The 25,290-nt window shown below is 60.3% G+C and carries 19 protein-coding genes; 10 read left to right on the top strand and 9 right to left on the bottom strand.

Going from position 1 to position 25,290, the window contains the following annotated elements; all coding sequences use genetic code 11:
- Positions 1–373 precede the first annotated feature (373 nt).
- From fadB to ACIOMR_RS21105, 6 genes are all read left to right on the top strand, one after another.
- On the top strand, positions 374–2,521 hold the full coding sequence (fadB, locus tag ACIOMR_RS21130) for a fatty acid oxidation complex subunit alpha FadB (protein WP_003218979.1): 2,148 nt from the start codon (positions 374–376) through the stop codon (positions 2,519–2,521).
- Between the two features lie 29 nt (positions 2,522–2,550).
- On the top strand, positions 2,551–3,726 hold the full coding sequence (gene fadA / locus ACIOMR_RS21125; RefSeq protein WP_003218978.1) for an acetyl-CoA C-acyltransferase FadA: 1,176 nt from the start codon (positions 2,551–2,553) through the stop codon (positions 3,724–3,726).
- 97 nt (positions 3,727–3,823) lie between these two features.
- Complete coding sequence (locus ACIOMR_RS21120) at positions 3,824–4,060, top strand: DUF1653 domain-containing protein (RefSeq protein ID WP_008437597.1); 237 nt, start codon at positions 3,824–3,826, stop codon at positions 4,058–4,060.
- Between the two features lie 114 nt (positions 4,061–4,174).
- Positions 4,175–6,796 (top strand): type I DNA topoisomerase, encoded by a 2,622-nt coding sequence (gene topA, locus ACIOMR_RS21115; RefSeq protein ID WP_003218973.1) that lies wholly within the window; start codon positions 4,175–4,177, stop codon positions 6,794–6,796.
- A gap of 127 nt (positions 6,797–6,923) precedes the next feature.
- Positions 6,924–7,445, top strand: coding sequence for a DUF6586 family protein (locus ACIOMR_RS21110; protein WP_003218971.1), 522 nt, complete (start codon positions 6,924–6,926; stop codon positions 7,443–7,445).
- Positions 7,446–7,633: 188 nt separating this feature from the next.
- The gene (locus tag ACIOMR_RS21105; protein WP_003218969.1) at positions 7,634–7,867 is read left to right on the top strand and encodes a hypothetical protein; all 234 of its coding nucleotides are present in this window, start codon (positions 7,634–7,636) and stop codon (positions 7,865–7,867) included.
- A gap of 112 nt (positions 7,868–7,979) precedes the next feature.
- Here ACIOMR_RS21105 and sulA read toward each other — a convergent pair whose 3' ends face one another.
- Both sulA and lexA read right to left on the bottom strand, forming a co-directional pair.
- On the bottom strand, positions 7,980–8,453 hold the full coding sequence (sulA, locus tag ACIOMR_RS21100; RefSeq protein ID WP_003218967.1) for an SOS-induced cell division inhibitor SulA: 474 nt from the start codon (positions 8,451–8,453) through the stop codon (positions 7,980–7,982).
- A gap of 10 nt (positions 8,454–8,463) precedes the next feature.
- Positions 8,464–9,072, bottom strand: coding sequence for a transcriptional repressor LexA (gene lexA, locus ACIOMR_RS21095; RefSeq protein ID WP_003172575.1), 609 nt, complete (start codon positions 9,070–9,072; stop codon positions 8,464–8,466).
- Positions 9,073–9,334: 262 nt separating this feature from the next.
- On the opposite strand from lexA, the gene psrA reads away from it, so the two are divergent.
- Positions 9,335–10,042, top strand: coding sequence for a transcriptional regulator PsrA (gene psrA, locus ACIOMR_RS21090; RefSeq protein ID WP_003218964.1), 708 nt, complete (start codon positions 9,335–9,337; stop codon positions 10,040–10,042).
- A 170-nt stretch (positions 10,043–10,212) separates the two neighbouring features.
- Positions 10,213–11,223 (top strand): beta-N-acetylhexosaminidase, encoded by a 1,011-nt coding sequence (gene nagZ / locus ACIOMR_RS21085; protein WP_003218962.1) that lies wholly within the window; start codon positions 10,213–10,215, stop codon positions 11,221–11,223.
- A 112-nt stretch (positions 11,224–11,335) separates the two neighbouring features.
- On the opposite strand, the gene ACIOMR_RS21080 is transcribed toward nagZ, so the two are convergent.
- The 3 genes from ACIOMR_RS21080 to mfd are packed head-to-tail and all read right to left on the bottom strand — an operon-like array spanning position 11,336 to position 18,066.
- Positions 11,336–14,026, bottom strand: a complete 2,691-nt coding sequence (locus tag ACIOMR_RS21080) for a DEAD/DEAH box helicase (protein WP_401196183.1) — start codon at positions 14,024–14,026, stop codon at positions 11,336–11,338.
- A 9-nt stretch (positions 14,027–14,035) separates the two neighbouring features.
- Positions 14,036–14,605 (bottom strand): CsiV family protein, encoded by a 570-nt coding sequence (locus ACIOMR_RS21075; RefSeq protein WP_003218957.1) that lies wholly within the window; start codon positions 14,603–14,605, stop codon positions 14,036–14,038.
- A gap of 11 nt (positions 14,606–14,616) precedes the next feature.
- Entirely contained in the window at positions 14,617–18,066 is a 3,450-nt protein-coding gene (gene mfd, locus ACIOMR_RS21070) for a transcription-repair coupling factor (protein ID WP_087693658.1), read from the bottom strand.
- 339 nt (positions 18,067–18,405) lie between these two features.
- Between mfd and ACIOMR_RS21065 the strand changes: the two genes are divergently transcribed.
- On the top strand, positions 18,406–19,869 hold the full coding sequence (locus tag ACIOMR_RS21065; RefSeq protein WP_023659083.1) for a glyceraldehyde-3-phosphate dehydrogenase: 1,464 nt from the start codon (positions 18,406–18,408) through the stop codon (positions 19,867–19,869).
- Between the two features lie 163 nt (positions 19,870–20,032).
- On the opposite strand, the gene ACIOMR_RS21060 is transcribed toward ACIOMR_RS21065, so the two are convergent.
- Together ACIOMR_RS21060 and ACIOMR_RS21055 are read right to left on the bottom strand one after the other, a co-directional pair.
- Positions 20,033–21,331 carry an MFS transporter gene (locus tag ACIOMR_RS21060; RefSeq protein WP_214499227.1) on the bottom strand — a complete coding sequence of 433 codons (1,299 nt, stop codon included), beginning with the start codon at positions 21,329–21,331 and terminating at the stop codon, positions 20,033–20,035.
- Between the two features lie 286 nt (positions 21,332–21,617).
- Positions 21,618–22,160 (bottom strand): chalcone isomerase family protein, encoded by a 543-nt coding sequence (locus ACIOMR_RS21055; RefSeq protein ID WP_102605707.1) that lies wholly within the window; start codon positions 22,158–22,160, stop codon positions 21,618–21,620.
- A gap of 236 nt (positions 22,161–22,396) precedes the next feature.
- On the opposite strand from ACIOMR_RS21055, the gene sthA reads away from it, so the two are divergent.
- Entirely contained in the window at positions 22,397–23,791 is a 1,395-nt protein-coding gene (gene sthA / locus ACIOMR_RS21050; protein ID WP_401196178.1) for a Si-specific NAD(P)(+) transhydrogenase, read from the top strand.
- Between the two features lie 42 nt (positions 23,792–23,833).
- On the opposite strand, the gene ACIOMR_RS21045 is transcribed toward sthA, so the two are convergent.
- Positions 23,834–24,556, bottom strand: a complete 723-nt coding sequence (locus ACIOMR_RS21045; RefSeq protein WP_003218946.1) for a glycerophosphodiester phosphodiesterase family protein — start codon at positions 24,554–24,556, stop codon at positions 23,834–23,836.
- Positions 24,557–24,622: 66 nt separating this feature from the next.
- Positions 24,623–25,207: a PilZ domain-containing protein gene (locus ACIOMR_RS21040; protein WP_003218944.1), complete on the bottom strand. Its 585-nt coding sequence runs from the start codon at positions 25,205–25,207 to the stop codon at positions 24,623–24,625.
- Positions 25,208–25,290: the final 83 nt, after the last annotated feature.

Below are 25,290 nucleotides of genomic sequence, written 5' to 3'. Positions count from 1 at the left end.
CCGCTAGCCTAGCCGCATATTCGGTTCTGTACAGCCCTTTAAATCAAAATTCACATTATTGATTTCGCGAATGATTAAACATCGGCGGGGCGATGCCGGCTGCCCCAGGTTCTGAAATGACTGGAAAGTCGCGTTTTTGCGGCCCTTTCGAGCGATTGACAATTCGTCGGATTTGGCTGAAGGTGACGTACCCAAATCAAACGGGCGTATGAATTGAGCGTTTGTCTTTCAGACCGTTCGTACAGAATCCCGACTATCGCGTTGGCGGGTGTGCCTGGCAAATTGGCGTTAGCATCGACGGTAACGTCAGTGCCTACGCTGAATCCTGCGTCCGACGTGTACTGTTCAGCTTCCATATCGTGGAGATCAGTTGATGATTTACGAAGGTAAAGCCATCACGGTTAAGGCTCTTGAAAGTGGCATCGTCGAATTGAAATTCGACCTCAAGGGTGAGTCCGTCAACAAGTTCAACCGTCTAACCCTGAATGAATTGCGTCAGGCCGTAGACACCATCAAAGCAGATGCTTCGGTCAAGGGCGTGATCGTCTCCAGCGGCAAGGACGTGTTCATCGTCGGCGCTGACATCACCGAATTCGTCGACAACTTCAAGCTGCCCGATGCCGAGCTTGTGGCTGGCAACCTCGAAGCCAACAAGATTTTCAGCGATTTCGAAGACCTCAACGTGCCGACCGTTGCCGCGATCAATGGCATCGCCCTGGGCGGCGGTCTGGAAATGTGCCTGGCCGCCGACTTCCGCGTGATGTCTGCCACCGCGAAAATCGGCCTGCCGGAAGTCAAGCTGGGCATCTACCCAGGCTTCGGCGGTACCGTGCGCCTGCCGCGCATCATCGGTGCCGACAATGCCATCGAGTGGATTGCCGCCGGCAAGGAAAACCGTGCTGAAGACGCGCTGAAAGTCGGCGCCGTGGATGCTGTGGTGGCTCCCGACAAGCTGGCAGAAGCCGCGCTGAACCTGATCAAGGGCGCCATCAGCGGCGAATTTGACTACAAGGCCAAGCGTCAGCCAAAGCTGGAAAAACTCAAGCTCAACGCCATCGAACAGATGATGTCGTTCGAAACCGCCAAGGGTTTCGTGGCTGGCCAGGCCGGCCCGAACTACCCGGCGCCGGTTGAAGCGATCAAGACCATCCAGAAGGCCGCGAACTTCGGTCGCGACAAAGCCCTGGAAGTCGAAGCTGCCGGCTTCGTCAAACTGGCCAAGACCTCTGCCGCGCAGAGCTTGATCGGTCTGTTCCTGAACGATCAGGAACTGAAGAAAAAGGCCAAGGCCTACGACGAAATCGCTCGCGACGTGAAACAGGCTGCCGTACTCGGCGCCGGTATCATGGGCGGCGGTATCGCCTATCAGTCGGCGTCCAAAGGCACGCCGATCCTGATGAAAGACATCAACGAGCACGGCATCGAGCAGGGTCTGGCAGAAGCCGCGAAGCTGCTGGTAGGCCGCGTTGATAAAGGCCGCATGACTGCAGCGAAAATGGCTGAAGTGCTTAACGGCATTCGTCCGACCCTGTCCTACGGTGATTTCGGCCACGTCGACCTGGTGGTCGAAGCGGTTGTCGAGAACCCGAAGGTCAAGCAGGCGGTACTGGCTGAAGTTGAAGCCCAGGTGAAAGAAGACACGATCCTGGCGTCCAACACCTCGACCATTTCCATCACCTTGCTGGCCAAGGCCCTCAAGCGTCCGGAAAACTTCGTCGGCATGCACTTCTTCAACCCGGTGCACATGATGCCGCTGGTGGAAGTGATCCGTGGCGAGAAGTCCAGCGAGCTGGCCGTTGCCACCACCGTTGCCTACGCCAAGAAAATGGGCAAGAACCCGATCGTCGTCAATGACTGCCCGGGCTTCCTGGTCAACCGCGTACTGTTCCCGTACTTCGGCGGTTTCGCCAAGCTGGTCAGCGCCGGTGTGGACTTCGTGCGCATCGACAAGGTCATGGAAAAATTCGGCTGGCCAATGGGCCCGGCGTACCTGATGGACGTGGTCGGCATCGACACCGGCCACCACGGTCGCGACGTAATGGCTGAAGGCTTCCCGGATCGCATGAAAGACGACCGCCGCTCGGCGATCGACGCGCTCTACGAAGCCAAGCGCCTGGGCCAGAAGAATGGCAAGGGCTTCTACGCCTACGAGACCGACAAGAAGGGCAAGCAGAAGAAAGTGGCCGACCCATCGGTTCACGAAGTACTCGCGCCGGTCATCTACGAACAGCGTGAAGTGTCCGACGAGGACATCGTCAACTGGATGATGATCGCCCTGTGCCTGGAAACCGTGCGCTGCCTGGAAGACGGCATCGTTGAAACCGCAGCCGAGGCCGACATGGGCCTGGTCTACGGTATTGGTTTCCCTCCATTCCGTGGTGGTGCGCTGCGTTACATCGATTCCATCGGTGTGGCCGAGTTCGTTGCCCTGGCTGATCAATACGCTGATCTGGGCCCGCTGTACCACCCGACTGCGAAGCTGCGCGAGATGGCCAAGAACGGCCAGAGCTTCTTCGGTTAAGTGCCCAGACGACTAGAGCGAGAATATTTATGAGCTTGAATCCAAGAGACGTCGTGATTGTCGACTTCGGTCGTACTCCGATGGGCCGCTCCAAGGGCGGCATGCACCGCAACACCCGTGCCGAAGACATGTCGGCGCACCTGATCAGCAAATTGCTGGAACGCAACGTCAAGGTCGACCCGAACGAAGTCGAAGACGTGATCTGGGGCTGCGTCAACCAGACCCTGGAGCAGGGCTGGAACATCGCCCGCATGGCTTCCCTGATGACGCAGATCCCGCACACCGCTGCCGGCCAGACCGTCAGCCGGCTGTGTGGCTCGTCCATGAGCGCGCTGCACACCGCTGCCCAAGCGATCATGACCGGTAACGGTGATGTGTTCGTGGTTGGCGGCGTGGAGCACATGGGCCACGTCAGCATGATGCACGGTGTGGATCCGAACCCGCACATGTCCCTGTACGCGGCGAAAGCCTCGGGCATGATGGGCCTCACCGCTGAAATGCTCGGCAAAATGCACGGCATTACCCGCGAAGCCCAGGATGCATTCGGCCTGCGTTCCCACCAGTTGGCCCACAAGGCAACCGTGGAAGGCAAGTTCAAGGATGAAATCATCCCGATGAACGGCTACGACGAGAACGGTTTCCTGAAACTGTTCGACTACGACGAAACCATTCGTCCGGACACCACCCTGGAAAGCCTGGCGGCCCTGAAGCCGGCCTTCAATCCAAAGGGCGGCACCGTGACAGCCGGTACTTCGTCGCAGATCACTGACGGTGCTTCGTGCATGATCGTGATGTCGGCCCAGCGTGCCCAGGACCTGGGTATCCAGCCGATGGCCGTGATTCGTTCGATGGCAGTCGCAGGTGTGGACCCGGCAATCATGGGCTATGGTCCAGTACCGGCCACACAAAAAGCATTGAAGCGCGCAGGCCTGACTATCTCCGACATCGACTTCTTCGAGCTCAACGAAGCTTTCGCCGCACAGGCCCTGCCAGTGCTGAAAGATTTGAAAGTGCTCGACAAGATGAACGAGAAGGTTAACCTGCACGGCGGCGCGATTGCCTTGGGTCACCCGTTTGGGTGTTCCGGCGCTCGTATCTCCGGCACGTTGCTTAACGTGATGAAGCAAAATGGCGGCAACCTTGGGGTTGCAACCATGTGCATTGGCCTCGGCCAAGGCATCTCCACCGTCTTCGAACGTATCTAAACGTTTCGTTGACGGAAGCCGGGGCCCAGTGCCCCGGTTTTTGTTTTTTGGAATTTTTTATATTTTTTTTTAACAAATTTTGTAAGAGGGCCAGAGCATGAAAGTCGAACCAGGGCTCTACCAGCATTATAAAGGTCCGCAGTACCGCGTTTTTAATGTGGCGCGGCATTCCGAGACCGAAGAGGAAGTGGTGTTCTACCAAGCACTGTATGGCGATTACGGCTTTTGGGTGCGTCCCTTGAGCATGTTCCTTGAGACCGTCGAAGTTGACGGCGAACAGGTCCCGCGCTTTGCTTTGATGCAGGCCGAACCCAGCCTTTTTTCCGTGCAATAAAGGCAGGCCGCGCAGAATGCTGCGCTTGACCTCACCTTGTTGCCACTATATATAGCGTTGCCGCGTCAGGCGCCAACCGCCTTTCACTTCTCGAATTCAGGAATTTTCCGATCCATGGGCAAATCGCTGGTCATTGTGGAATCCCCGGCTAAGGCCAAGACCATCAACAAGTACTTGGGTAACGAGTACGTGGTGAAGTCGAGTATCGGCCATATCCGAGACCTGCCCACCAGCGGTTCGGCTAGCGCCAGCAAGGAGCCTGCCGCCAAGCGTGGCAAGGCGGCTGCGGGCGAAGGTCCGGTGCTCACGCCTAAAGAGAAAGCGCGCAAGCAGCTGGTCTCGCGCATGGGTGTCGATCCCGATCATGGCTGGAAAGCCAAGTACGAGATCCTCCCGGGCAAGGAAAAGGTCATCGAAGAGCTGCGCCGGCTCGCCAAGGATGCTGACACCATCTATCTCGCAACCGACTTGGACCGCGAAGGGGAGGCTATTGCCTGGCACCTGCGGGAAGCCATCGGGGGTGACGACAGCCGCTACAAGCGCGTGGTGTTCAACGAAATTACCAAGAAGGCGATCCAGGAAGCCTTCTCCAAGCCGGGCGAACTGGACATTGACCGCGTCAATGCCCAACAGGCCCGTCGCTTCCTCGACCGTGTCGTGGGTTACATGGTCTCGCCGCTGCTGTGGGCGAAAATCGCCCGTGGCCTGTCCGCCGGCCGTGTGCAATCGGTTGCGGTAAAGCTGGTGGTGGAGCGTGAACGCGAGATTCGTGCGTTCAACCCCGAAGAATACTGGGAAGTGCACGCTGACCTGGGCACCGCCAAGGGCAACAACGTGCGCTTTGAAGTGGCCCGCGAGAAAGGCGAGGCCTTCAAGCCGCTCAACGAAGCCCAGGCCATGGCCGCGCTGGAGAAGCTCAAGGCTTCCAGCTACAGCATCGTCAAGCGTGAAGACAAGCCCACCAGCAGCAAGCCGTCGGCGCCGTTCATCACCTCCACCCTGCAACAGGCCGCGAGCAACCGCCTGGGCTTCGGGGTGAAGAAGACCATGATGATGGCCCAGCGCCTGTATGAAGCGGGCTACATCACGTATATGCGTACCGACTCCACCAACCTGTCGCAAGACGCGGTGGCGATGGCGCGTACTTATATTGAAAGCGAATTCGGCAAGAAGTACCTGCCGGAGAAGCCGAACGTCTATAGCAGCAAGGAAGGCGCACAAGAGGCTCACGAAGCGATTCGTCCCTCCGACGCCAACACCGAGCCAAGCAAGCTGAGCGGCATGGAGCGCGACGCTGAGCGCCTCTATGAGCTGATCTGGCGCCAGTTCCTGGCGTGCCAGATGCTGCCGGCGCAATACCTGTCGACGACTGTCAGCGTGGGTGCTGGTGACTTCGAGCTGCGTGCCAAGGGCCGTATCCTCAAGTTCGACGGTTACACCCGCGTAATGCCGCAAATCGCCAAGCCGGGCGACGACGATGTGCTGCCGGACATGGCTCAGGGCGATGTGTTGAAGCTGATCAAGCTCGACCCGTCCCAGCACTTCACCAAGCCGCCGGCGCGTTATTCGGAAGCCAGCCTGGTCAAGGAGATGGAAAAACGCGGTATCGGTCGTCCTTCGACCTATGCGGCGATCATCTCCACCATCCAGGACCGCGGCTACGTGGCCTTGCACAACCGTCGTTTCTACTCGGAAAAGATGGGCGACATCGTCACCGAGCGCCTGTCCGAGAGCTTCTCCAACCTGATGGACTACGGCTTCACCGCCGGCATGGAAGAGAACCTCGATGACGTGGCCCAGGGCGAACGCGACTGGAAAAACGTGCTCGACGAGTTCTACGGCGACTTCAAGAAGAAACTTGAAGTGGCTGAAAGCGCCGAGAACGGCATGCGGGCCAACCAGCCGGTGATGACGGACATTCCGTGCCTCACTTGCGGCCGCCCGATGCAGATTCGTACCGCCTCCACCGGTGTATTCCTCGGTTGCTCGGGTTACAGCCTGCCGCCGAAAGAGCGCTGCAAGGCCACCGTCAACCTGGTGCCGGGCGATGAAATCGCGGCCGATGACGAGGGTGAATCTGAGTCTCTGGTATTGCGTGGCAAGCACCGTTGCCCGATCTGCAGCACGGCAATGGATGCCTACCTGCTGGACGAGAAGCACAAGCTGCACATCTGCGGTAACAACCCGGATTGCAACGGCTACGAGATCGAAGAAGGCACTTACCGCATCAAGGGCTACGAAGGCCCGAGCCTGGAATGCGACAAGTGCGGCAGCGAGATGCAGCTCAAGACCGGCCGTTTCGGCAAGTTCTTCGGTTGCACCAACCCGACGTGCAAGAACACCCGCAAACTGCTGAAAAGCGGTGACGCGGCGCCGCCGAAGATGGACCCGGTGAAGATGCCTGAGCTCAAGTGCGAGAAGGTCAACGACACCTACATCCTGCGTGATGGTGCTTCGGGGCTGTTCCTGGCTGCCAGCCAGTTCCCGAAAAACCGTGAGACCCGTGCACCGCTGGTGATGGAGATCGTTCCCCACAAGGACGAGATCGATCCGAAGTACCACTTCCTCTGCGAAGCGCCGAAGAAGGACCCGGACGGTCGTCCGTCCGTGATCCGCTACAGCCGCAAGACCAAGGAGCAGTACGTGCAGACCGAGGTTGAAGGCAAGCCTACCGGCTGGAAAGCGTTCTACGACGGTGGCAAGTGGAAGGTCGAGGACAAGCGCCAGGGCGCTTGATACGATCAGCTACATGCACAAAGGCCGCCTTGATAGGCGGCCTTTTTTTTGCGCTTGCAGTGGCCTTGGCTGATCCGTGACACTGTTCAGCCAGCATCACGCCTTATTCGTTGTGGAGACTGCCTTCATGGCCAACGAACTCTATACCCGTACCAACCAGAAAATTTACTTCGCGGGTTTGTCCCTGGAAGCCCTTGGCCGTGCCGAGGAAGGGAAGGAGATGAACGCTATCGCGCTGGTACAGGCCGGGCGTGAAGCCGCGCTGTTCCACCTGTATGGCGCCTTGCTTGGCTTGTGCCATGAGATCGCCGGGTTCTACCGTCTGCCGCAGGCCGGCTCGCCGCGTGCGGAAATGATCATCCACCGGGATGTGCTGGAGTCCATGGCCATCCCGGAGTTGGCCGAACTGGTGGAGATGGCGCAAAGCCCGGACAGTTGGCTGGCGCGCTTGCTGGTAGCCCACGCGGAGATGTTCCAACCGCCACGGGTGAAGCACACGCCCAAAGGCGATGTGACCCAGCCGCTGATCGTGGCCGTAAGCCTGGACGAAGAAGGACCCGAGCCGTTGAGCCGGGAAGAGCTGGAAAGCTGGCGGCAGGAGCTGAAGAAGTTGGCCATTCGGTTTCGGGATGGATTGAACGAGTGCTGAAGGCTTTTCGCTGACAACTACCGCTCTTGTGGCGAGGGAGCTTGCTCCCGTTGGGTTGCGAAGCAGCCCCAAGGCTTTTCAGGCCTGGCAGTGTCAGCTGTCGGAGGGCCGCGGCTCAGCCCAATGCGGGCAAGCCCGCTCGCCACAAGACTGATATAATGCCGGCCTTTCGTGGAGAACAGACTTTTATGCCAACGTCCTTTCTGGAAATTGTTGAGTTGCCCGACGGCCGAATCGAGCTGCGCCGGGCTGAGGACGAGGGTTCTCTGGTGATCTTGGATTTTTCCGAGGACGCAAAAGCGTTCCTACAGGGCCAGCACGTGGAAGTGGCAAAAGCCATGTTGAGCGTAGGTGTGCAGATGGCGGGGCGCCTGGCTGAAGGCGAACCGGAAAAGGAAGACGGCCCGCGGATTCTTCACTGAGTCCGTCTGTCGACTTTTTTACAGGCTTCAATTGTGCAGATCGGCTTCTCAATTCTGAAGAAGCCTCGCGTCATGGCGGATCCTGACAGCTGTCAGTTACCCGCGTATCGTTTTATCCCAACCGAATGTTCAAGCTTTGCGCATCACCTGTGCGGGCGGCGCTGATCAGTTGCTGCCTGGCCGCTGTGGTCAGCGGGTTCAGCCAGCTGACCACCGTATGGCTACGGCCCAGGCGCAAGGCTTCGCAGGTCAACTGCTGGGCGCTTTGAGCACCACGGGGTTGCAGCAACAGGATGCGTTCGCGGTTCAGGCCGGCATCCCGCAACCAGGCCTGGGTCAGGCTGGACGGCGGGGCGATCAGCGTCAGCCAGCGGGCGTCCTGTTCCTCGCTCAATTCGCGAAGGATCGGCGCCAACAGGCTCAGGCAGTTCCCGGCAGCACCGCGCAACGACAGTTCACTGAACGCCTCGGGTTCGGCGCTCCAGGGCGCTTCGACCACTTCCTTGAGGATGGGCGCAAGGGGCTGGGCCATAAAGGCCTCAAACAGCGACAGTTGAGTGTGTTGTGGGGTCTGTAGGAACTGCATGATGCCTCCGTTAGCGGCGAATAACGCCGACGCTCAAGCCTTCAATCACCAGGTCCTGATCCTTCAGGTTCACTTCAATCGGCGCGAATTCGGGGTTCTCGGCCAGGAGCCAGACCTTGCTGCCTTCGCGCTTGAAGCGTTTGACCGTCACTTCATCGCCGATACGGGCGACGACGATCTGGCCATTGCGAGCTTCACGTGTGGTGTGGACGGCCAGCAGGTCGCCGTCGAAAATGCCCACGTCCTTCATGCTCATGCCATGGACCCGCAACAGGTAGTCGGCACGGGGATGGAAGAAGGTCGGGTTGATGTTGCAGGATTCCTCGACGTGCTGTTGCGCCAGGATCGGCGCACCGGCTGCGACGCGGCCGATGATCGGCAGTGTCGACTCGTCGGCCTTGGCTTCGAAGCCAGGGATGCGAATACCGCGTGAAGCACCCGGGGTCATCTCGATCGCGCCTTTGCGGGCGAGGGCCTTTAGGTGTTCTTCAGCGGCGTTGGGTGACTTGAATCCCAGTTCCAGCGCAATTTCCGCCCGGGTCGGCGGGTAGCCGTTGTCATCGAGGCAGCGCTTGATAAAAGCCAGAATCTCAGCTTGGCGTGGCGTCAGTTTTAGCATGTTGATCGCTCTGTCTTTTTATACAGTGACTGGGATTATATACAGTGGACTGCGCTTGGCAATCACCGTTTTCAGTCACTCCGCTGGACGGTCATTTATCACCTGTCCTACACACTGGAGACAGCGCTGCCTACAGACCTTGGCGAATGTGATTAAATGGCCATGAAATAGCTGACCGGCCAGCCGCAAACCGACCTGCAGGCTTGACAAGACATAGCTTGAAACGTATGTTTCAAACAAGTGTTTGTCAGGCGGAGTAGCCATGGCCCAGTCGGAAACCGTTGAACGCATTCTCGATGCTGCCGAGCAGTTGTTCGCGGAAAAAGGATTTGCTGAAACTTCATTGCGGCTGATTACCAGCAAGGCCGGGGTCAACCTGGCGGCAGTGAACTACCATTTCGGCTCCAAGAAGGCGCTGATCCAGGCCGTGTTCTCACGTTTCCTGGGGCCTTTCTGCATCAGCCTCGACCGTGAGCTGGAGCGTCGCCAGGCCAAGCCTGAAAACAAGCCAAGCCTGGAAGACCTGCTGGAGATCCTCGTCGAACAAGCCCTGGTGGTTCAGCCACGCAGCGGCAACGACCTGTCGATCTTCATGCGCCTGTTGGGCCTGGCGTTCAGCCAGAGCCAGGGCCACCTGCGCCGCTACCTTGAAGACATGTACGGCAAGGTGTTCCGCCGCTATATGTTGCTGGTCAACGAAGCCGCCCCGCGTATCCCGCCAATCGAACTGTTCTGGCGCGTGCACTTCATGCTCGGTGCCGCGGCATTCAGCATGTCCGGGATCAAGGCACTGCGTGCGATTGCCGAGACCGACTTCGGCGTCAACACCTCCATCGAGCAGGTCATGCGCCTGATGGTGCCGTTTCTCGCCGCCGGCATGCGTGCCGAAACCGGCGTCACCGACCAGGCCATGGCCGCCGCCCAATTGCGCCCGCGCAGCAAGTCAGTACCGGTCCCGGCCAAGGTTTAACCCCTCCCGGGTGTGCGCGGCCGCTTGCATCCGCTAAGCTAGCCGCCCATGCCGATTTCAGCTATTTATCCACAGCCCGTTGCGCTCGCTGAGCGTCCGTCTCCAGATTCAATCCTGGCGATGCGATCTCGCGGGGGCTTCGGGCTGCGTGCGTTATTTAAGGAAGCTATATGACCCAAGCCCTGCAAGGCTCTTTGATGGTGGACGTTGCCGGCACCTGGCTGACGGCTGAGGATCGCCACTTGTTGCGTCAGCCCGAGGTGGGCGGCCTGATCATTTTTGCACGCAATATCGAGCATCCTCGGCAGGTGCGTGAATTGAGCGCGGCGATTCGCGCCGTGCGCCCGGACCTGTTGCTGGCGGTCGATCAGGAAGGCGGCCGAGTGCAACGCTTGCGTCAGGGGTTTGTGCGTCTGCCGGCGATGCGTGCCTTGGCCGACAACCCGAATGCGGAGCAACTGGCCGAGCAGTGCGGTTGGATCATGGCAACCGAAGTGCTGGCGGTTGGCCTGGACCTGAGCTTCGCCCCGGTGCTGGACCTCGATTACCAACGCAGCGCCGTTGTGGGCACTCGCGCCTTCGAAGGCGACCCCGAGCGCGCCGCCGTGCTCGCGGGCGCCTTCATCCGTGGCATGAACAGCGCCGGTATGGCGGCCACCGGCAAGCACTTCCCCGGCCACGGCTGGGCCGAAGCCGATTCCCACGTCGCCATTCCCAACGACGAGCGCAGCCTGGAACAGATTCGCGCCAATGACCTGGTGCCTTTCGCGCGCCTGAGCAAGCAACTGGCAGCCGTCATGCCGGCCCATGTGATTTATCCACAAGTGGACGCGCAACCGGCCGGCTTCTCCCGGCGCTGGTTGCAGGACATCCTGCGTGGCGAGTTGCAGTTCGACGGGGTGATCTTCAGTGACGACCTGTCGATGGCGGGGGCTCATGTGGTCGGTGATGCTGCCAGTCGTATTGAGGCGGCGTTGACTGCCGGTTGCGACATGGGCCTGGTGTGCAACGACCGCGCCGCCGCCGAGCTGGCCCTGAGTGCCGCCCAGCGCATGAAGGTCACTCCGTCGGCGCGTATCGCGCGGATGCGTGGCCAGGCTGTGGCGTCGACCGAGTACAAGCAGGATCCGCGTTGGTTGGCGGCGTTGGGTGCGCTGCGAGATGCTCAGTTAATCGACTGACAACTGCGGTGCGCCCTTCGCGAGCAAGCCCGCTCCCACATCCGACCGCATTCCTCCAGGGTATATGCGGTCAAATGTGGGAGCGGGCTTGCTCGCGAAGGCGATCTAACAGTCAGCGCTTTTCCTGCTTATGAGGCAACGGCGCAAACAACGCCTCGATATCCTCATTCCCCAACTTCCAATCCCCCGTCGTCCGCCCATCCAGAACGCCCGCCGCCAGATCAGACTTTTCCTTCTGCAAATGCTGGATTTTCTCTTCCACGGTGCCCCGGGCAATCATCTTGTAGACGAATACCGGCTTCTCCTGGCCGATGCGGTACGCACGGTCGGTGGCCTGGTTTTCCGTGGCCGGGTTCCACCACGGGTCGTAGTGAATCACCGTGTCGGCTTCCGTCAGGTTAAGTCCGACGCCGCCTGCCTTCAGGCTGATCAGGAAGATCTGCAGCTTGCCGCTCTGGAAGTCTTTCACCGGCGTGCGCCGATCCCGCGTCTGACCGGTAAGCAGCGCATAAGCCACGCCACGCTTCTTCAACTCGGCCTCGATCAGGCTCAGCATCGAAGTGAACTGGGAAAACAGCAGAATCCTGCGGCCTTCGGCAAACAGCTCTTCGAGCATCTCCATCAAGCTGTCGAGTTTGCCCGAGCTACTGCCCTTTGCCGGCAGGGTTGCATCATTGACCAGGCGTAAATCACAGCACACCTGGCGCAACTTGAGCAGCGCCTCCAGGATGATGATCTGGCTGCGCGCCACACCCTTGCGGGTAATCTCGTCGCGGACTTTCTTGTCCATCGCCAGGCGCATGGTTTCGTACACGTCGCGTTGGGCTTCGTTGAGGTCGACCCAGTGGATGATCTCGGTCTTGGGCGGCAGCTCGGTCGCCACCTGCTCCTTGGTGCGACGCAGCAGGAACGGCTTGATCCGACCATTAAGGTGCTGCAATCGCACATCGCTGCCGCGCTTTTCGATCGGTACGCGGTAATCGCGGTTGAAGCTCTTCACGTCCCCCAGCCAACCCGGCAGCAGGAAGTGGAACAGCGACCACAGCTCGCCCAAGTGGTTTTCCAGCGGTGTACCGCTGAGGCACAGGCGCTGGCGGGCGTTCAGCTCGCGGGCCGCCTGGGCGGCCTTGCTGTTGGGGTTCTTGATGTACTGCGCTTCGTCAAGGATCAGCACGTGCAAGGGCAGGGCGGCCAGTTGCTCGATGTCCTTGGGCAGCAGGGCGTAGGTGGTCAGCAGCAGGTCGTAGTCCTGCAACTGAGGGAAATGTTTCTTGCGCCCCGCGCCGTACAAAGCCATGACTTTGAGCTGCGGCGTGAAGTGCGCCGCTTCGTCGAGCCAGTTCGGGATCAGGCTGGTGGGCATCACCACCATGCACGGGCGGTCCAGGCGTCCGGCGATTTTCTCGCTGAGAATATGCGCCAGGGTTTGCAGGGTTTTGCCCAGGCCCATGTCATCCGCGAGAATCCCGCCGACGTCGAGTTGGCGCAGCGACTGCATCCAGCTCAGGCCTTCCAGTTGATAAGGGCGCAACGTTGCGTTCAAGCCTTCCGGCGCTTCGCAGCTGAAATCCTTGATGTCCCGCAGGCGCTGGGCGAAGTTGCGGATCTTTTCGCCGCCTTCCCATTGCAGCGGCAGGTCTTCCAGCGGGTTCAGGCGAATCGCGTCGGCCTTGGCCAGGCGCAGCGCGGTGGTGCCGGGCTCTTGCAGGTAGAACTCGCCCAGGGTCGCCAGTACCGGTTTCAGCCGGCCGTAAGGCAGCGCGACTTGCAGCGGGCCGTGGCCGTTGGGCAGGCCGGGAATGTTCACCAGGATCAGTTCGTCATCGCGACGCCGGGCGAGTTTTTCCGGGTTGAGGATCTCGGTGTGAGAGCGCATCAGGTTCAACAGGATCGGCAGAAGACTCAGGCGTTCGCCGTTGACGATGATCCCCAGTTCCAGATCGAACCAGTCGCGCTCCGGCATCTCGTCGACGCTGGCGTACCAGTCGTCGACGGCGCTCAGGTCAAAACCGAAATCTTCGTCGATCTGTAGTTCCCAACCCTGGGCGCGCAGGTTCGGCGAGGCATTCAGGGTGAAGTTCAGCCACGCGCTGTCATTGACCATCTCGAACAGCTCGCCGGCGCTTTCCGGCAGGGCCTTGCTCTGGCGGGTGGCGATCTTGAAGCCCAGCAGGCGCAGCTGTTCGCGAAACTGCTGCTCCACCTCGGGGTGGCGCTTGATCCGCAGGCTCTGCTGTTCCTGGCGCACGATAATGTCGGCGTTCTTCTGGCCGCTGACGTAGTTGCCCAAATAGTTGAAGGACAACGCCGCGCGATGCTGGATATAACGCTGCATCTTGCCGTTGCGCGGCTCGAAGGCACTGAACTCGATACTCGCCAGCCACAGGCGCGGCACCGGTTGCACGTCTTCCATCACCACTTGCGGCAACACCACGCGGTTATCCAGCACCGCCTGGAGCTTCTCCAGCAACTCGGCATCCTGGGCCGCCTCCGGGTAGGCCAGGGTTTCCTGGACCTTGAGCAGCACGGCGGCGATGTGTTTGCAGTTGGTGTGCACGGGGCAGGTGCAGCGGCTGTCTACCAGGATCAGCGTGCCCTTGGCGGATTCGCGCAGCGAAATGGTCTGGCGGTAGACATTGCCACCCGAGCCTTCGCAGCTGGCAATGATGGTGCTGTCGCCGGACTCGACGATACGCACGCGGTTTTCCAGGGCGTAGCGTCGGCCACGCTCGAGGCTTTGCTCTTTAAAGCGATTGGCCCACGAAGGGGCCAGGGGTTTGGTCAACGACGACGTCAGGGGCATGGTGCTGGATCAGTCCTGGACATCGGGCGGTGGAGCGCTGGGCGGCTTGGCGGTCAGCGAAGTGATCTTGATCAGCAGGGCGAGGTGGCCGCCGTCCAGGTAGTTGAGCTGGTTGTTCTTGGTGCGCACGTCTTGCTGGCTGAGGTGTTCGCTGGCGATGACGCTGCCGTTGGCGTCGAACTGGTTGACCCAGAAGTCTGCGTCGATATCGGTAAAGCGTCCAAGCTGCAGGTTCAGGGTGCCTTCGATGGGGAACTGGCCGAACTGTTCCTGGCCATCGCTGATGGCCAGCTTCACCGGTTGCTCACCGAGATTCTGTTCCCAGGACTTGTGCAGCAATACGGTGTAGTCGCTGCTGGCTTGCAGCTTCTCGACAATATTGCCCAGTCGTGGCGGGCTCATTTTGTCAGTCCCCAGGCGTGGTGCGCCGGCGTCCCAGTTTTCCGGCGCCGCACGGCTGTTGATCACCGGCTCGGCGTTCTGGCGCACCAGGATCATCTCCACTAGGTACGGGCTGTCGGCGAACGCCGAAGGCGCAACGACCACCAACAACAAGCTCAAAATGCGGAACAGGCGCATTGGGGCGTCCTTCAAGCAGATTTCGGGATGAGGCGCTCAAACAGCGCCTCCAGTGTATTAAAGCGTTCTTCGGCGCGTTCCATCGGCACCATGAATTTGAACAGCGTAGCCCCTTCGAACTTGTAGCGATTGGGCTGGCCCTGAATCAGCTTGATCAGCACCAGTGGGTCCACCGGCGTCTGCGCTTCGAATTCGATACGCCCACCTTGCGGCCCGGCGTCGACCTTCTTGATGCCCAGTTGCTCGGCCTGCAGTTTGAGCAGGGTCAGGCGCACCAGGTTCTTGGTCGGCTCCGGCAACAGGCCGAAGCGATCGATCATCTCCACTTGAAGGTCCTTGAGACCTTCTTCGTCGGTGGCCGAGGCGATGCGCTTGTACAGGATCAGTCGCGCGTGCACATCCGGCAGGTAGTCTTCGGGGATCAGCGCCGGCAGGCGCAGGTTGATCTCCGGGCCGCCACCCAGCGGTTGGTCGAGGTTCGGTTGTTCGCCCTTGCGGATGGACTTCACCGCGCGCTCGAGCATTTCCATATACAGGGTGAAGCCGACGGCCTGGATCTGCCCGCTCTGGCCGTCGCCCAGCAGTTCGCCGGCGCCGCGGATTTCCAGGTCGTTGGTGGCCAGCACAAAGCCGGCGCCGAGGTCCTGGGTGTTGGCGATCGCTTCCAGGCGCTTCTCGGCGTCGGAAGTGATCTGCTGGCGCGGCGGCGTCAGCAGATAGGCATACGCCTGGTGGTGGCTGCGCCCGACCCGGCCGCGCAACTGATGCAGCTGCGCCAGGCCGAACTTGTCGGCGCGCTCGATGATGATGGTGTTGGCGCTCGGCACGTCGATGCCGGTCTCGATGATGGTCGAGGCGATCAGCACGTTGAAGCGCTTGTGATAGAAGTCGCTCATCACCTGTTCGAGTTCGCGCTCGCGCATCTGCCCGTGGCCGATGGCGATCCGTGCTTCCGGCACCAGTTCGGCGAGGTCGGCGGCGCATTTCTCGATGGTTTTTACATCGTTGTGCAGGTAGTACACCTGGCCGCCGCGCAGCAACTCACGCAGCAGGGCTTCCTTGACCGTGCTTTTGTTCTGCTCCATGACGAAGGTGCGCACCGACAACCGGCGCGCCGGCGGCGTGGCGATGATCGAGAGGTCGCGCATGCCCGACACCGCCATGTTCAGCGTGCGCGGAATCGGCGTGGCGGTGAGCGTCAGGATGTCGACTTCACTGCGCAGGGCCTTGAGCTGTTCTTTCTGGCGAACCCCGAAGCGGTGTTCTTCGTCGATGATCACCAGCCCGAGGTTCTTGATCTTCACGTCATCCGACAGCAGCTTGTGAGTGCCGATGACAATGTCGATCTTGCCTTCCGCCAGGTCGGCGATGGCCGCATTCACTTCCTTGGCCGATTTGAAGCGGCTCATCACCTCCACAGTCACCGGCCAGTCGGCAAAGCGGTCGCGAAAGCTGTTGTAGTGCTGCTGGGCGAGCAGGGTGGTGGGGACGAGGATCGCCACTTGGCGGCCACCGTGCACCGCAATAAACGCTGCGCGCATTGCCACTTCGGTCTTGCCGAAGCCCACGTCGCCGCACACCAGGCGGTCCATCGGCTTGGGCGCCAGCATGTCGGCGCGCACGGCATCGATGGTGGTTTGCTGGTCCGGGGTTTCTTCGAAGGCGAAGCCGGCGCTGAAGGTGGCGTAGTCGGCTTTTGGGTCGGCAAACGCATAACCTTCGCGGGCGGCGCGACGGGCATAGATGTCGAGCAACTCGGCGGCCACATCGCGTACCTGTTCGGCGGCCTTGCGCTTGGCTTTCTGCCAGGTCTCGGAGCCCAGGCGGTGCAACGGCGCGAGGGCGTCGTCGCTGCCGGTGTAGCGGGCGATCAGGTGCAGGTTGGCCACGGGCACATAAAGCTTGGCGCCCTCGGCATATTCCATGGTGAGGAATTCGGCGGCCTGGTTGTCGATCTCCAGGGTCTGCAGGCCCAGGTAACGGCCCACGCCGTGGTCGATATGCACCACCGGCGCGCCTTCGCGCAGTTCGGTGAGATTCTTGATCACCGCATCGTTGTTGGCATCGGCGCGCTTTTCGCGGCGGCGACGCTGCATCACCCGTTGACCGAACAGCGGGCTTTCGGCAATCAGTGCCAGGGCCGGGTCGTCCAGCAGCAGGCCTTCGTCCAGCGGTGCGATGGTGATCGCCAGGCGGTCCTTGCTCGCGACAAAGTCCGGCCAGCTATCGACGGTTTTCGGCCGCAGCTTCAGGCGTTCCAGCAACTCCAGCAGCACCTCGCGGCGCCCGGCGGACTCGGCGGTAAACAGCACGCGGCCGGGGAAGTCACCGAGGAAATTCGACAGCGCTTCCAGCGGCTGGTTAGCCTTGGCTTCAATCGCCAGGTTCGGCAGCGCTTGCGCCGGAAAGCGCTCGCGGCCGGCGCCTGCATCCACGTCCTGCTGGCTGGCGACTACCCGCGGCCAGTTTTTCAGGCGGGCGAAGCAGTCTTCCACCGGCAGGAACAGCTCGGCCGGTGGCAATAAAGGACGGGACGGGTCGACGCGGCGTTCTTCATAACGGTTGCGCACGTCATTCCAGAAATTCTCCGCTGCCTGTTCGATGCCTGGCAGCGAGAACACCTGGGTGTCCTGAGGCAGGTAATCGAAGAGCGTGGAGGTTTCGTCGAAGAACAGCGGCAGGTAATACTCGATACCGGCGGGGGTAATCCCGCTGCTCAAGTCCTGGAAGATCGGGCAGCGACGGAAGTCCACGTCGAAGCGCTCGCGGAAACGTGCCTTGAAGCGCGTGACCGCGTCTTTTTGCAGCGGGAACTCCCGGGCCGGCAGCAGCTTGATCGACTGCACCTTGTCGATGGAGCGCTGGTTTTCCGGATCGAAGGTGCGCAGGGTTTCGATTTCGTCGTCGAACAGGTCGATCCGGTAGGGCAGTTTGCTGCCCATCGGGAACAGGTCGATCAACGCGCCACGCACGGCGAACTCACCGTGCTCGTACACCGTGTCGACGCAGCGATAGCCGCTGGCCTCAAGCCGGGTGCGCATTTGCTCCACATCGAGCTTCTGGCCGATATCCAGCACCAGGCTGCTGCCCAGCAGGAACTTGGTCGGTGCCAAGCGGTGCAGGGCCGTGGTGATCGGCACCACCAGCACGCCGTGGGCCAGTTCCGGCAAGCGGTACAGGCTGGCGATGCGCTGGGAAATGATGTCCTGGTGCGGCGAGAACAGATCGTAGGGCAGGGTTTCCCAGTCCGGAAAATGCAGTACCGGCAAATCGGGGGCGAAGAAACTCAGCTCCTGTTCCAGCCGCTCGGCACTTTGGCTGTCGGCGGTGAGCAGCAGGGTAAAGCGCTTGGCAGCGCTGGCAGCCTCGGCGATGGCCAGGCTCAGGGCGGCACCGGGCAGATTGCCCCAGTGCTGTTTACCTGCCGCGGCAGGGAGAAGCGGTAGACGCAGAACGGGCACGGAAGGTTGAGCTCCAAGCGTTGCGACAAAGTCGGTAATTGTAACGGCCCGGAGTGCCGCCTGTCAGTTGCTGACTGAGCCTATTACGGTTTGTAGGAAATGTAGTGGCTAAGACAAACAAAGGTGCCTTTTGACTCATTATGTAGTGCCGAAATCGGTGTATGTTTCGGAGGGTTACGGACACTTTGTCACATTGGTCCAACAGGGGGTGCGCTGGAAGCCGCGTATTTACTGGGCTGCAGAGGGGCGATATTTTTTTGCAAGGGGTTTTGTTGCGGGCCGCGCATTGCTCCGAGGGCGGTCGGGCGGCATAATGTAGCCCCTTTTTTCTGCCCCTACATGTGGAAGGTTCCCGTGACTCAGAAGCCCGACCAGTGTCTTGGTGAATGGATCGACCGTGAAGCACTCGCTGAAGCGATGATTCCGCTTATCGGTCAGCTATACCGCAATAACAACGTGGTGAGCTCGATCTATGGCCGCAGCCTGATCAACCAATCAGTCATCGCGATTCTCAAGGCTCATCGCTTTGCTCGCCATCGTTCTGCCGACGATAGCGAACTCTCCGTCCACGAAACATTCCCTCTGCTTAAAGCCATGAGCGAGCTCAAGCTCGGCGCGGCTTCGGTAGACCTGGGCAAGCTGGCCTATAAATTCCGCAAGGAAGGCGCTGGCCGCACCGCCGAGCAGTTCGTACGTGAAGAAATGGCCGACGTGGTTGGCCAGCAAAACGCCGCAGCCCGCAAAGGCACCGACGTTGTGCTGTACGGTTTCGGTCGTATCGGCCGCCTGCTGGCGCGCATCCTGATCGAAAAAACCGGTGGCGGCGACGGCCTGCGCCTGCGTGCCATCGTGGTGCGTAAAGGTGCTGAAAACGACCTGACCAAGCGCGCGAGCCTGCTGCGTCGTGACTCGGTCCACGGTCCGTTCAACGGCACCATCGTCATCGACGAAGAAAACAACACCATCACCGCCAACGGTAACCTGATCCAGGTGATCTACGCGAAGAACCCGTCTGAGGTGGATTACACCCAGTACGGCATCAAGGACGCACTGCTGGTGGACAACACCGGTGTGTGGCGTGATGCCGAGGGCCTGGGCCAGCACCTGGCGTGCCCGGGTATCGACCGCGTTGTCCTGACTGCGCCTGGCAAGGGCAAGCTGAAGAACATCGTGCACGGCATCAACCACGGTGAAATCACCGCTGACGACAAGATCGTGTCCGCCGCTTCCTGCACCACCAACGCCATCGTGCCGGTGCTGAAGGCTGTGAATGACAAGTTCGGCATCGTTAACGGTCACGTTGAAACGGTTCACTCGTACACCAACGACCAGAACCTGATCGACAACTTCCACAAGGGCGATCGCCGTGGCCGTAGCGCCGCGCTGAACATGGTGATCACCGAGACCGGTGCTGCCACCGCTGCTGCCAAGGCCCTGCCTGAGCTGGCCGGCAAGCTGACCGGTAACGCGATCCGTGTGCCGACGCCGAACGTGTCGATGGCCATTCTCAACCTGAACCTTGAGAAAGCCGCCACCCGTGAAGAGATGAACGAGTACCTGCGCTACATGGCGCTGCACTCCGATCTGCACAAGCAAATCGACTTCGTCAACTCGCAGGAAGTGGTTTCCACCGACTTCGTGGGCTCGCGCCACGCCGGTGTGGTGGACGCTGAAGCGACCATCACTCAAGACAACCGCGTTGTTCTGTACGTCTGGTACGACAACGAATTCGGTTACAGCTGCCAGGTGGTTCGTGTGATGGAAGACATGGCCGGGGTTAACCCGCCAGCATTCCCGCGCTAAGCATCAGCGGTAAATGAAAAAGCCCCGACTGATTCGGGGCTTTTTTATGTCTGTTGTTTTTGTGTTGCTTGTACCGGCCTCATCGCAGGCAAGCCAGCTCCCACATTTTGATTTGTGAATACATTTCAAATGTGGGAGCGGGCTTGCTCGCGAAAGCGGCCTATCAAGCGCCGCCGACTACAGAGGCCTGCGCGGTACGCAGTTCATGCCGGTTGCCCTTGAACAGAATCAATGTGGCGATCAAGCCCAGCACCGCCGCGCCGCTGAGCCAGATGCCCGGTGCGGCCTTGTTGTCCAGCACGTGGATCAGGTAGGTACACGCCGCTGGTGTGAAACCACCAAAGGTCGCCGTTGCCAGGCTATAGGCCAGGGAGAAGCCGGTGGTGCGCACTTCTACCGGCATGATCTCGGTCAGCGCTACAACCATCGCGCCGTTGTACGAGCCATACAGGAACGACAGCCAGAGCAGCACGATCAGCAGATGGCTGAAGCTCGGATTGGCCACCAGCCAGGACAGCGCTGGATAAGCGGTGAGGATCGCCAGAATAGTCGCCCCCAGCAGCAGGGGTTTACGCCCGATCTTGTCGGACACCGCGCCCATCACCGGCAGCCAGATGAAGTTCGAGATGCCCACGCACACAGTGACCAGCAGCGCGTCGAAGTCCGACAGGTGCAGTTCGGCCTTGCCGAAGGTCGGGGTGTAGGCGGTGATCAGGTAGAACGACACGGTGGTCATCACCACCAGCGCCATGCCGGCGATGACGATGCCGAAGTTCTGGCCGATCGAGCGGACGATTTCCTGCAGGGTAGGGCGGTGTTTGCGCGCCTGGAATTCCGGGGTTTCTTCCAGGGAGCGACGAATCACGAAGATCACCGGCACGATCAGGCAGCCGATCAGGAACGGCACGCGCCAGCCCCAGTCACCCATTTCTTCCGGGCTGAGCCAGTGGTTGAGGCCTACGCCCAGCAGGCCGGCGAATACCACGGCGGCTTGCTGGCTGGCGGACTGCCAGCTGACGAAGAAGCCTTTACGGCCCGCAGTGGCGATTTCCGCCAGGTACACCGACACGCCGCCCAGTTCGACACCGGCGGAGAAGCCTTGCAGCAGGCGGCCGAACAGCACCAGCAACGGCGCCGCGACGCCCAGGGTGGCATACCCGGGAACGCAGGCGATCAGCACGGTACCGGCGGCCATCATCGCCAGGGTGATCACCAGGCCCTTTTTACGGCCGTGACGGTCGATATAGGCACCGAGGAAAATCGCGCCCAGCGGACGCATCAGGAACCCGGCACCAAAGGTCGCCAGGGACAGCATCAGGGACGCGAACGCGCTGTCGGTGGGGAAAAATGTCTTGGCAATGGCCGTGGCGTAGAAGCCGTAGACCATGAAGTCGAACATCTCAAGGAAGTTACCGCTGACAACGCGAAAGATCGCCTTGCCCTTGCCCGTTGTAGTGGACATGTCATGCACTCATTTTGGCTATCTTATTAGTAATCCCTGGTCGCAACCGTCCTTGCTGTTGAAGCTCTGGCACGAGGCTGGCGCTGAACAGTTTTGTAACGATATGTGTATAAGCCACCACAGGCAACAAAAAACCGATAGCAAGCTGGCAAATTGCCGCAGGCCTCCCGGTGATGAAAATCCAATGCGGGAGCGGGCTTGTTCGCGAATGCGGTGTGTCAGTCAGCTTATGAGCCACTGACACACCGCATTCGCGAGCAAGCCCGCTCCCACAGGGTTTTTGCGATCAGTTGAGGAGGGTGTTACGCAGGCTGTCGGACAAGCCTTTTGGTGCCAGCCAGATTCCCAGGTAAGCCTTGGCCAGCTCGTCATTGCGACTGCTGAACACCACCGTGCCGTTGATTTCCAGGTTCAGGCCGCGCTGAGGCTGGAAGTCCAGCGCATAACGGTCGCCGCTGCGGATGTTGCGGAAGCTTTTGTGCAATTGATCCAGTTCAGGCTTCAGGCGGGCGAGGGTGGCGGGTGTTTGCTGACGTTCGAGGGTGGCAGTGGCGGCCTTGATCACATCGTTGCGGTCGATATCGCGAAAGTAATACAGCTCCAGGCGCAGGTCTTTTTGCTGATCCAGGGCTTGTTTGGCGCTCAGGTCAGCCGGGGCGAACAATGCCGCCGCATAGACGTCTGCCCACAGGTAGGTCAGGACGGCCTGGTTTTTCAGCACCAGTTGATGAGATTGCGGCGGAAAATCGGCTTGTTTGAGGCGATCAGCCTCATTCGCCAGAACCGGGACCGAAAACATCAGCAATAAACAAATGACGACATGCTTCATAATGGCCAGTCCTGAAAAGGTGCTTGCCTACAGGTTAATTCAATAACGAGCGCCGTGTAGTAAAGGCAAAACTGGCCTACGACGCGACCAAGGGTTAATGTGCGCGACGTTGAGCGTTCTATAGACTGTGCCCCGGCTCACACACTTGAGCCACATTGATCCTTCATGACCGCTGGCCGCGGCATGATTTAGCCAGGCGTCCAACCGTGCGCCCTGGCCTGTTCTGAGGAGTACGCATGGCTGTCTACAACTACGACGTGGTGGTACTGGGTTCCGGCCCAGCTGGAGAAGGTGCGGCGATGAACGCCGCCAAAGCAGGGCGCAAGGTGGCGATGGTCGATAGCCGTCGCCAGGTCGGCGGTAACTGCACCCACCTGGGTACCATCCCGTCCAAGGCCTTGCGTCACTCGGTGCGCCAGATCATGCAGTTCAACACCAACCCGATGTTCCGGGCCATTGGTGAGCCGCGCTGGTTTTCGTTCCCGGACGTGCTCAAGAGCGCTGAAAAAGTCATTTCCAAACAGGTTGCCTCGCGTACCGGCTTCTATGCCCGTAACCGCGTCGACCTGTTCTTCGGCACCGGCAGCTTCGCCGACGAGCAAACCGTCGAAGTGGTCTGCGCCAACGGCGTGGTCGAGAAGCTGGTAGCCAAGCACATCATCATCGCCACCGGCTCGCGTCCGTATCGCCCGGCGGATATCGATTTCCACCACCCGCGTATCTACGATAGAGACACCATCCTCAGCCTGGGCCACACCCCGCGCAAACTGATCATCTACGGCGCCGGCGTGATCGGCTGTGAATACGCCTCGATCTTCAGCGGCCTGGGTGTATTGGTCGAGCTGGTGGATAACCGCGACCAGTTGCTGAGCTTCCTCGACTCGGAAATTTCCCAGGCGTTGAGTTACCACTTCAGCAACAACAACATCACCGTGCGCCACAACGAAGAGTACGAGCGGGTCGAAGGCCTGGACAACGGTGTGATCCTGCACCTGAAATCCGGCAAGAAGATCAAGGCCGACGCCTTGCTGTGGTGCAACGGCCGTACCGGCAACACCGACAAGCTGGGCATGGAAAACATCGGTGTGAAGGTCAACAGCCGTGGCCAGATCGAAGTCGACGAGAACTACCGCACCTGCGTACCGAACATCTACGGTGCCGGTGACGTGATCGGCTGGCCAAGCCTGGCCAGTGCCGCCCATGACCAGGGCCGCTCGGCCGCTGGCAGCATTGTCGACAACGGCAGCTGGCGCTACGTCAACGACGTGCCGACCGGGATCTACACGATTCCCGAGATCAGCTCGATCGGCAAGAACGAGCACGAACTGACCAAGGCCAAGGTGCCTTATGAAGTCGGCAAGGCGTTCTTCAAGAGCATGGCGCGTGCGCAGATCGCCGGTGAGCCCCAGGGCATGCTGAAGATCCTGTTCCACCGCGAGACTCTGGAAGTGCTGGGCGTGCATTGCTTCGGCTATCAGGCGTCGGAGATCGTGCACATCGGCCAGGCGATCATGAACCAGCCGGGTGAGCTGAATACCCTCAAGTATTTCGTCAACACCACGTTCAACTACCCGACTATGGCTGAAGCCTATCGGGTAGCGGCCTACGACGGCCTCAACCGGCTTTTTTGAGCGGCTCCGGCCGGTGGCCTGAGCCGGCCGGGGAGACCGATTTCAGTAATTCCCGAGGGTGGCAGTGGCCAAACCGGGAAAGTCTGTAATCAGGCTATCTACGCCGAAGTCGGCGAGCCTGCGCATCAGCGCGGGTTCGTTGACGGTCCATACGGACACGTGCAAACCCTGGCGCTGGGCTTTTTCCAGACGCTCAGGGGTGCACAACGTCCAGTTCAACGCCAGAATCTCACAGCCATAGTTGGCCGCGACCTTCAACGGGTCGAGCCAGGCGTATTCGGCTACCAGCCCGCGGGACAGGTCCGGGGTGAGGTCCAGCGCCGCTTTCAACACTTCCCGCGAGCTTGAGGTCACGGTGACCTTGTCCATCAGCCCGAAACGCTGAGCCATTTCACGGATCGCCAGCACGGTGGTTGCCGCACGGGTGCGCGATGCGCTTTTGACTTCCAGTTGCCAGTGGTCGAAGTCGCACTGTTCGAACAGCTCTTCCAGGCGCGGGATCGGGCAAGGGTTGACCCAGCCTGGGCCGCCTTTGCGCGCGTCCATCTTCACCAGGTCGGCGGCTGAATACTCGACGACCTTGCCGCGCCGGTCGGTGGTGCGCTTGAGCGTCGGGTCGTGGATGACCATCAGCTCGCCGTCCATGGACAGGTGCAAATCCAGTTCGCAGCGGCGCACGCCGTGCTTGAGGCATTCCTGGAAGCTGGTCAGGGTGTTTTCCGGTGCTTCGCCTTTGGCACCGCGGTGGCCATAAATCAGGGTCACAGTTGCTCCTTTACGCCAGGGTTCCTGGCTGGATGGATGACGCGACGCGCCATTCAATGATCGTATTCAGGTGTCGGATTCGTCGCTTTTTTCCCGCGCCAGGCGCCGTTCCTGGGCCTGTTTCTGCAGGATATAGCGTGCCAGCAACTGGCGTTGGGCATCGGTCATGGCTTCGAATTCCGTGCCGATTTCAAAGCCACCGGTCTTGGCATCGCAATGGGTAACCTTGGCTCGCAGCAACAGCCCGAGGGCTTGCGGCATCAGCACCAGCTTGACCGCCAGGTGGCTGTCGGGCTGGATCGCCGTGGGGTTCAGGAACTCGATGCCGCCTTCGGAAATGACCACGGGCTGCGGCGTACCGATCTCGCCCAGCAGGCTTTGCGCCATGATCTGGCTGAGCAAATCCATGCGTTTGTTCTGCACTTTGAGGAAGGCGGCCAAGGTGCGGTCCCGCTCGCCGATCTGGCGCAGCAAGTGCTGGGATTCAAATTCACTCAGGTGCAACTCGCTGAGCAGATTGAACAGCGGCGAATCATCCAGCAACACTTCCTTGCTCAGCGCTTCCGGGCCCGACAGTGGGGTAATTTCCAGTGCGATCATGTCCTCGATACGGTAGTATTCGCGGCGATCTTCTTCATCTAATGTCGACATGGCGAACCCAAGGCAGCGGTGATGGTCTGAGTGTAAAGCTGCTTACCTGACCCCGCCACAAGGACGTCTTCTTTTCCTCCGAA

The organism is Pseudomonas sp. NPDC087814 (assembly GCF_044742865.1).
In the GTDB taxonomy this organism is placed as follows: domain Bacteria; phylum Pseudomonadota; class Gammaproteobacteria; order Pseudomonadales; family Pseudomonadaceae; genus Aquipseudomonas.
This window is presented reverse-complemented; position numbering and strand designations above follow the sequence as displayed.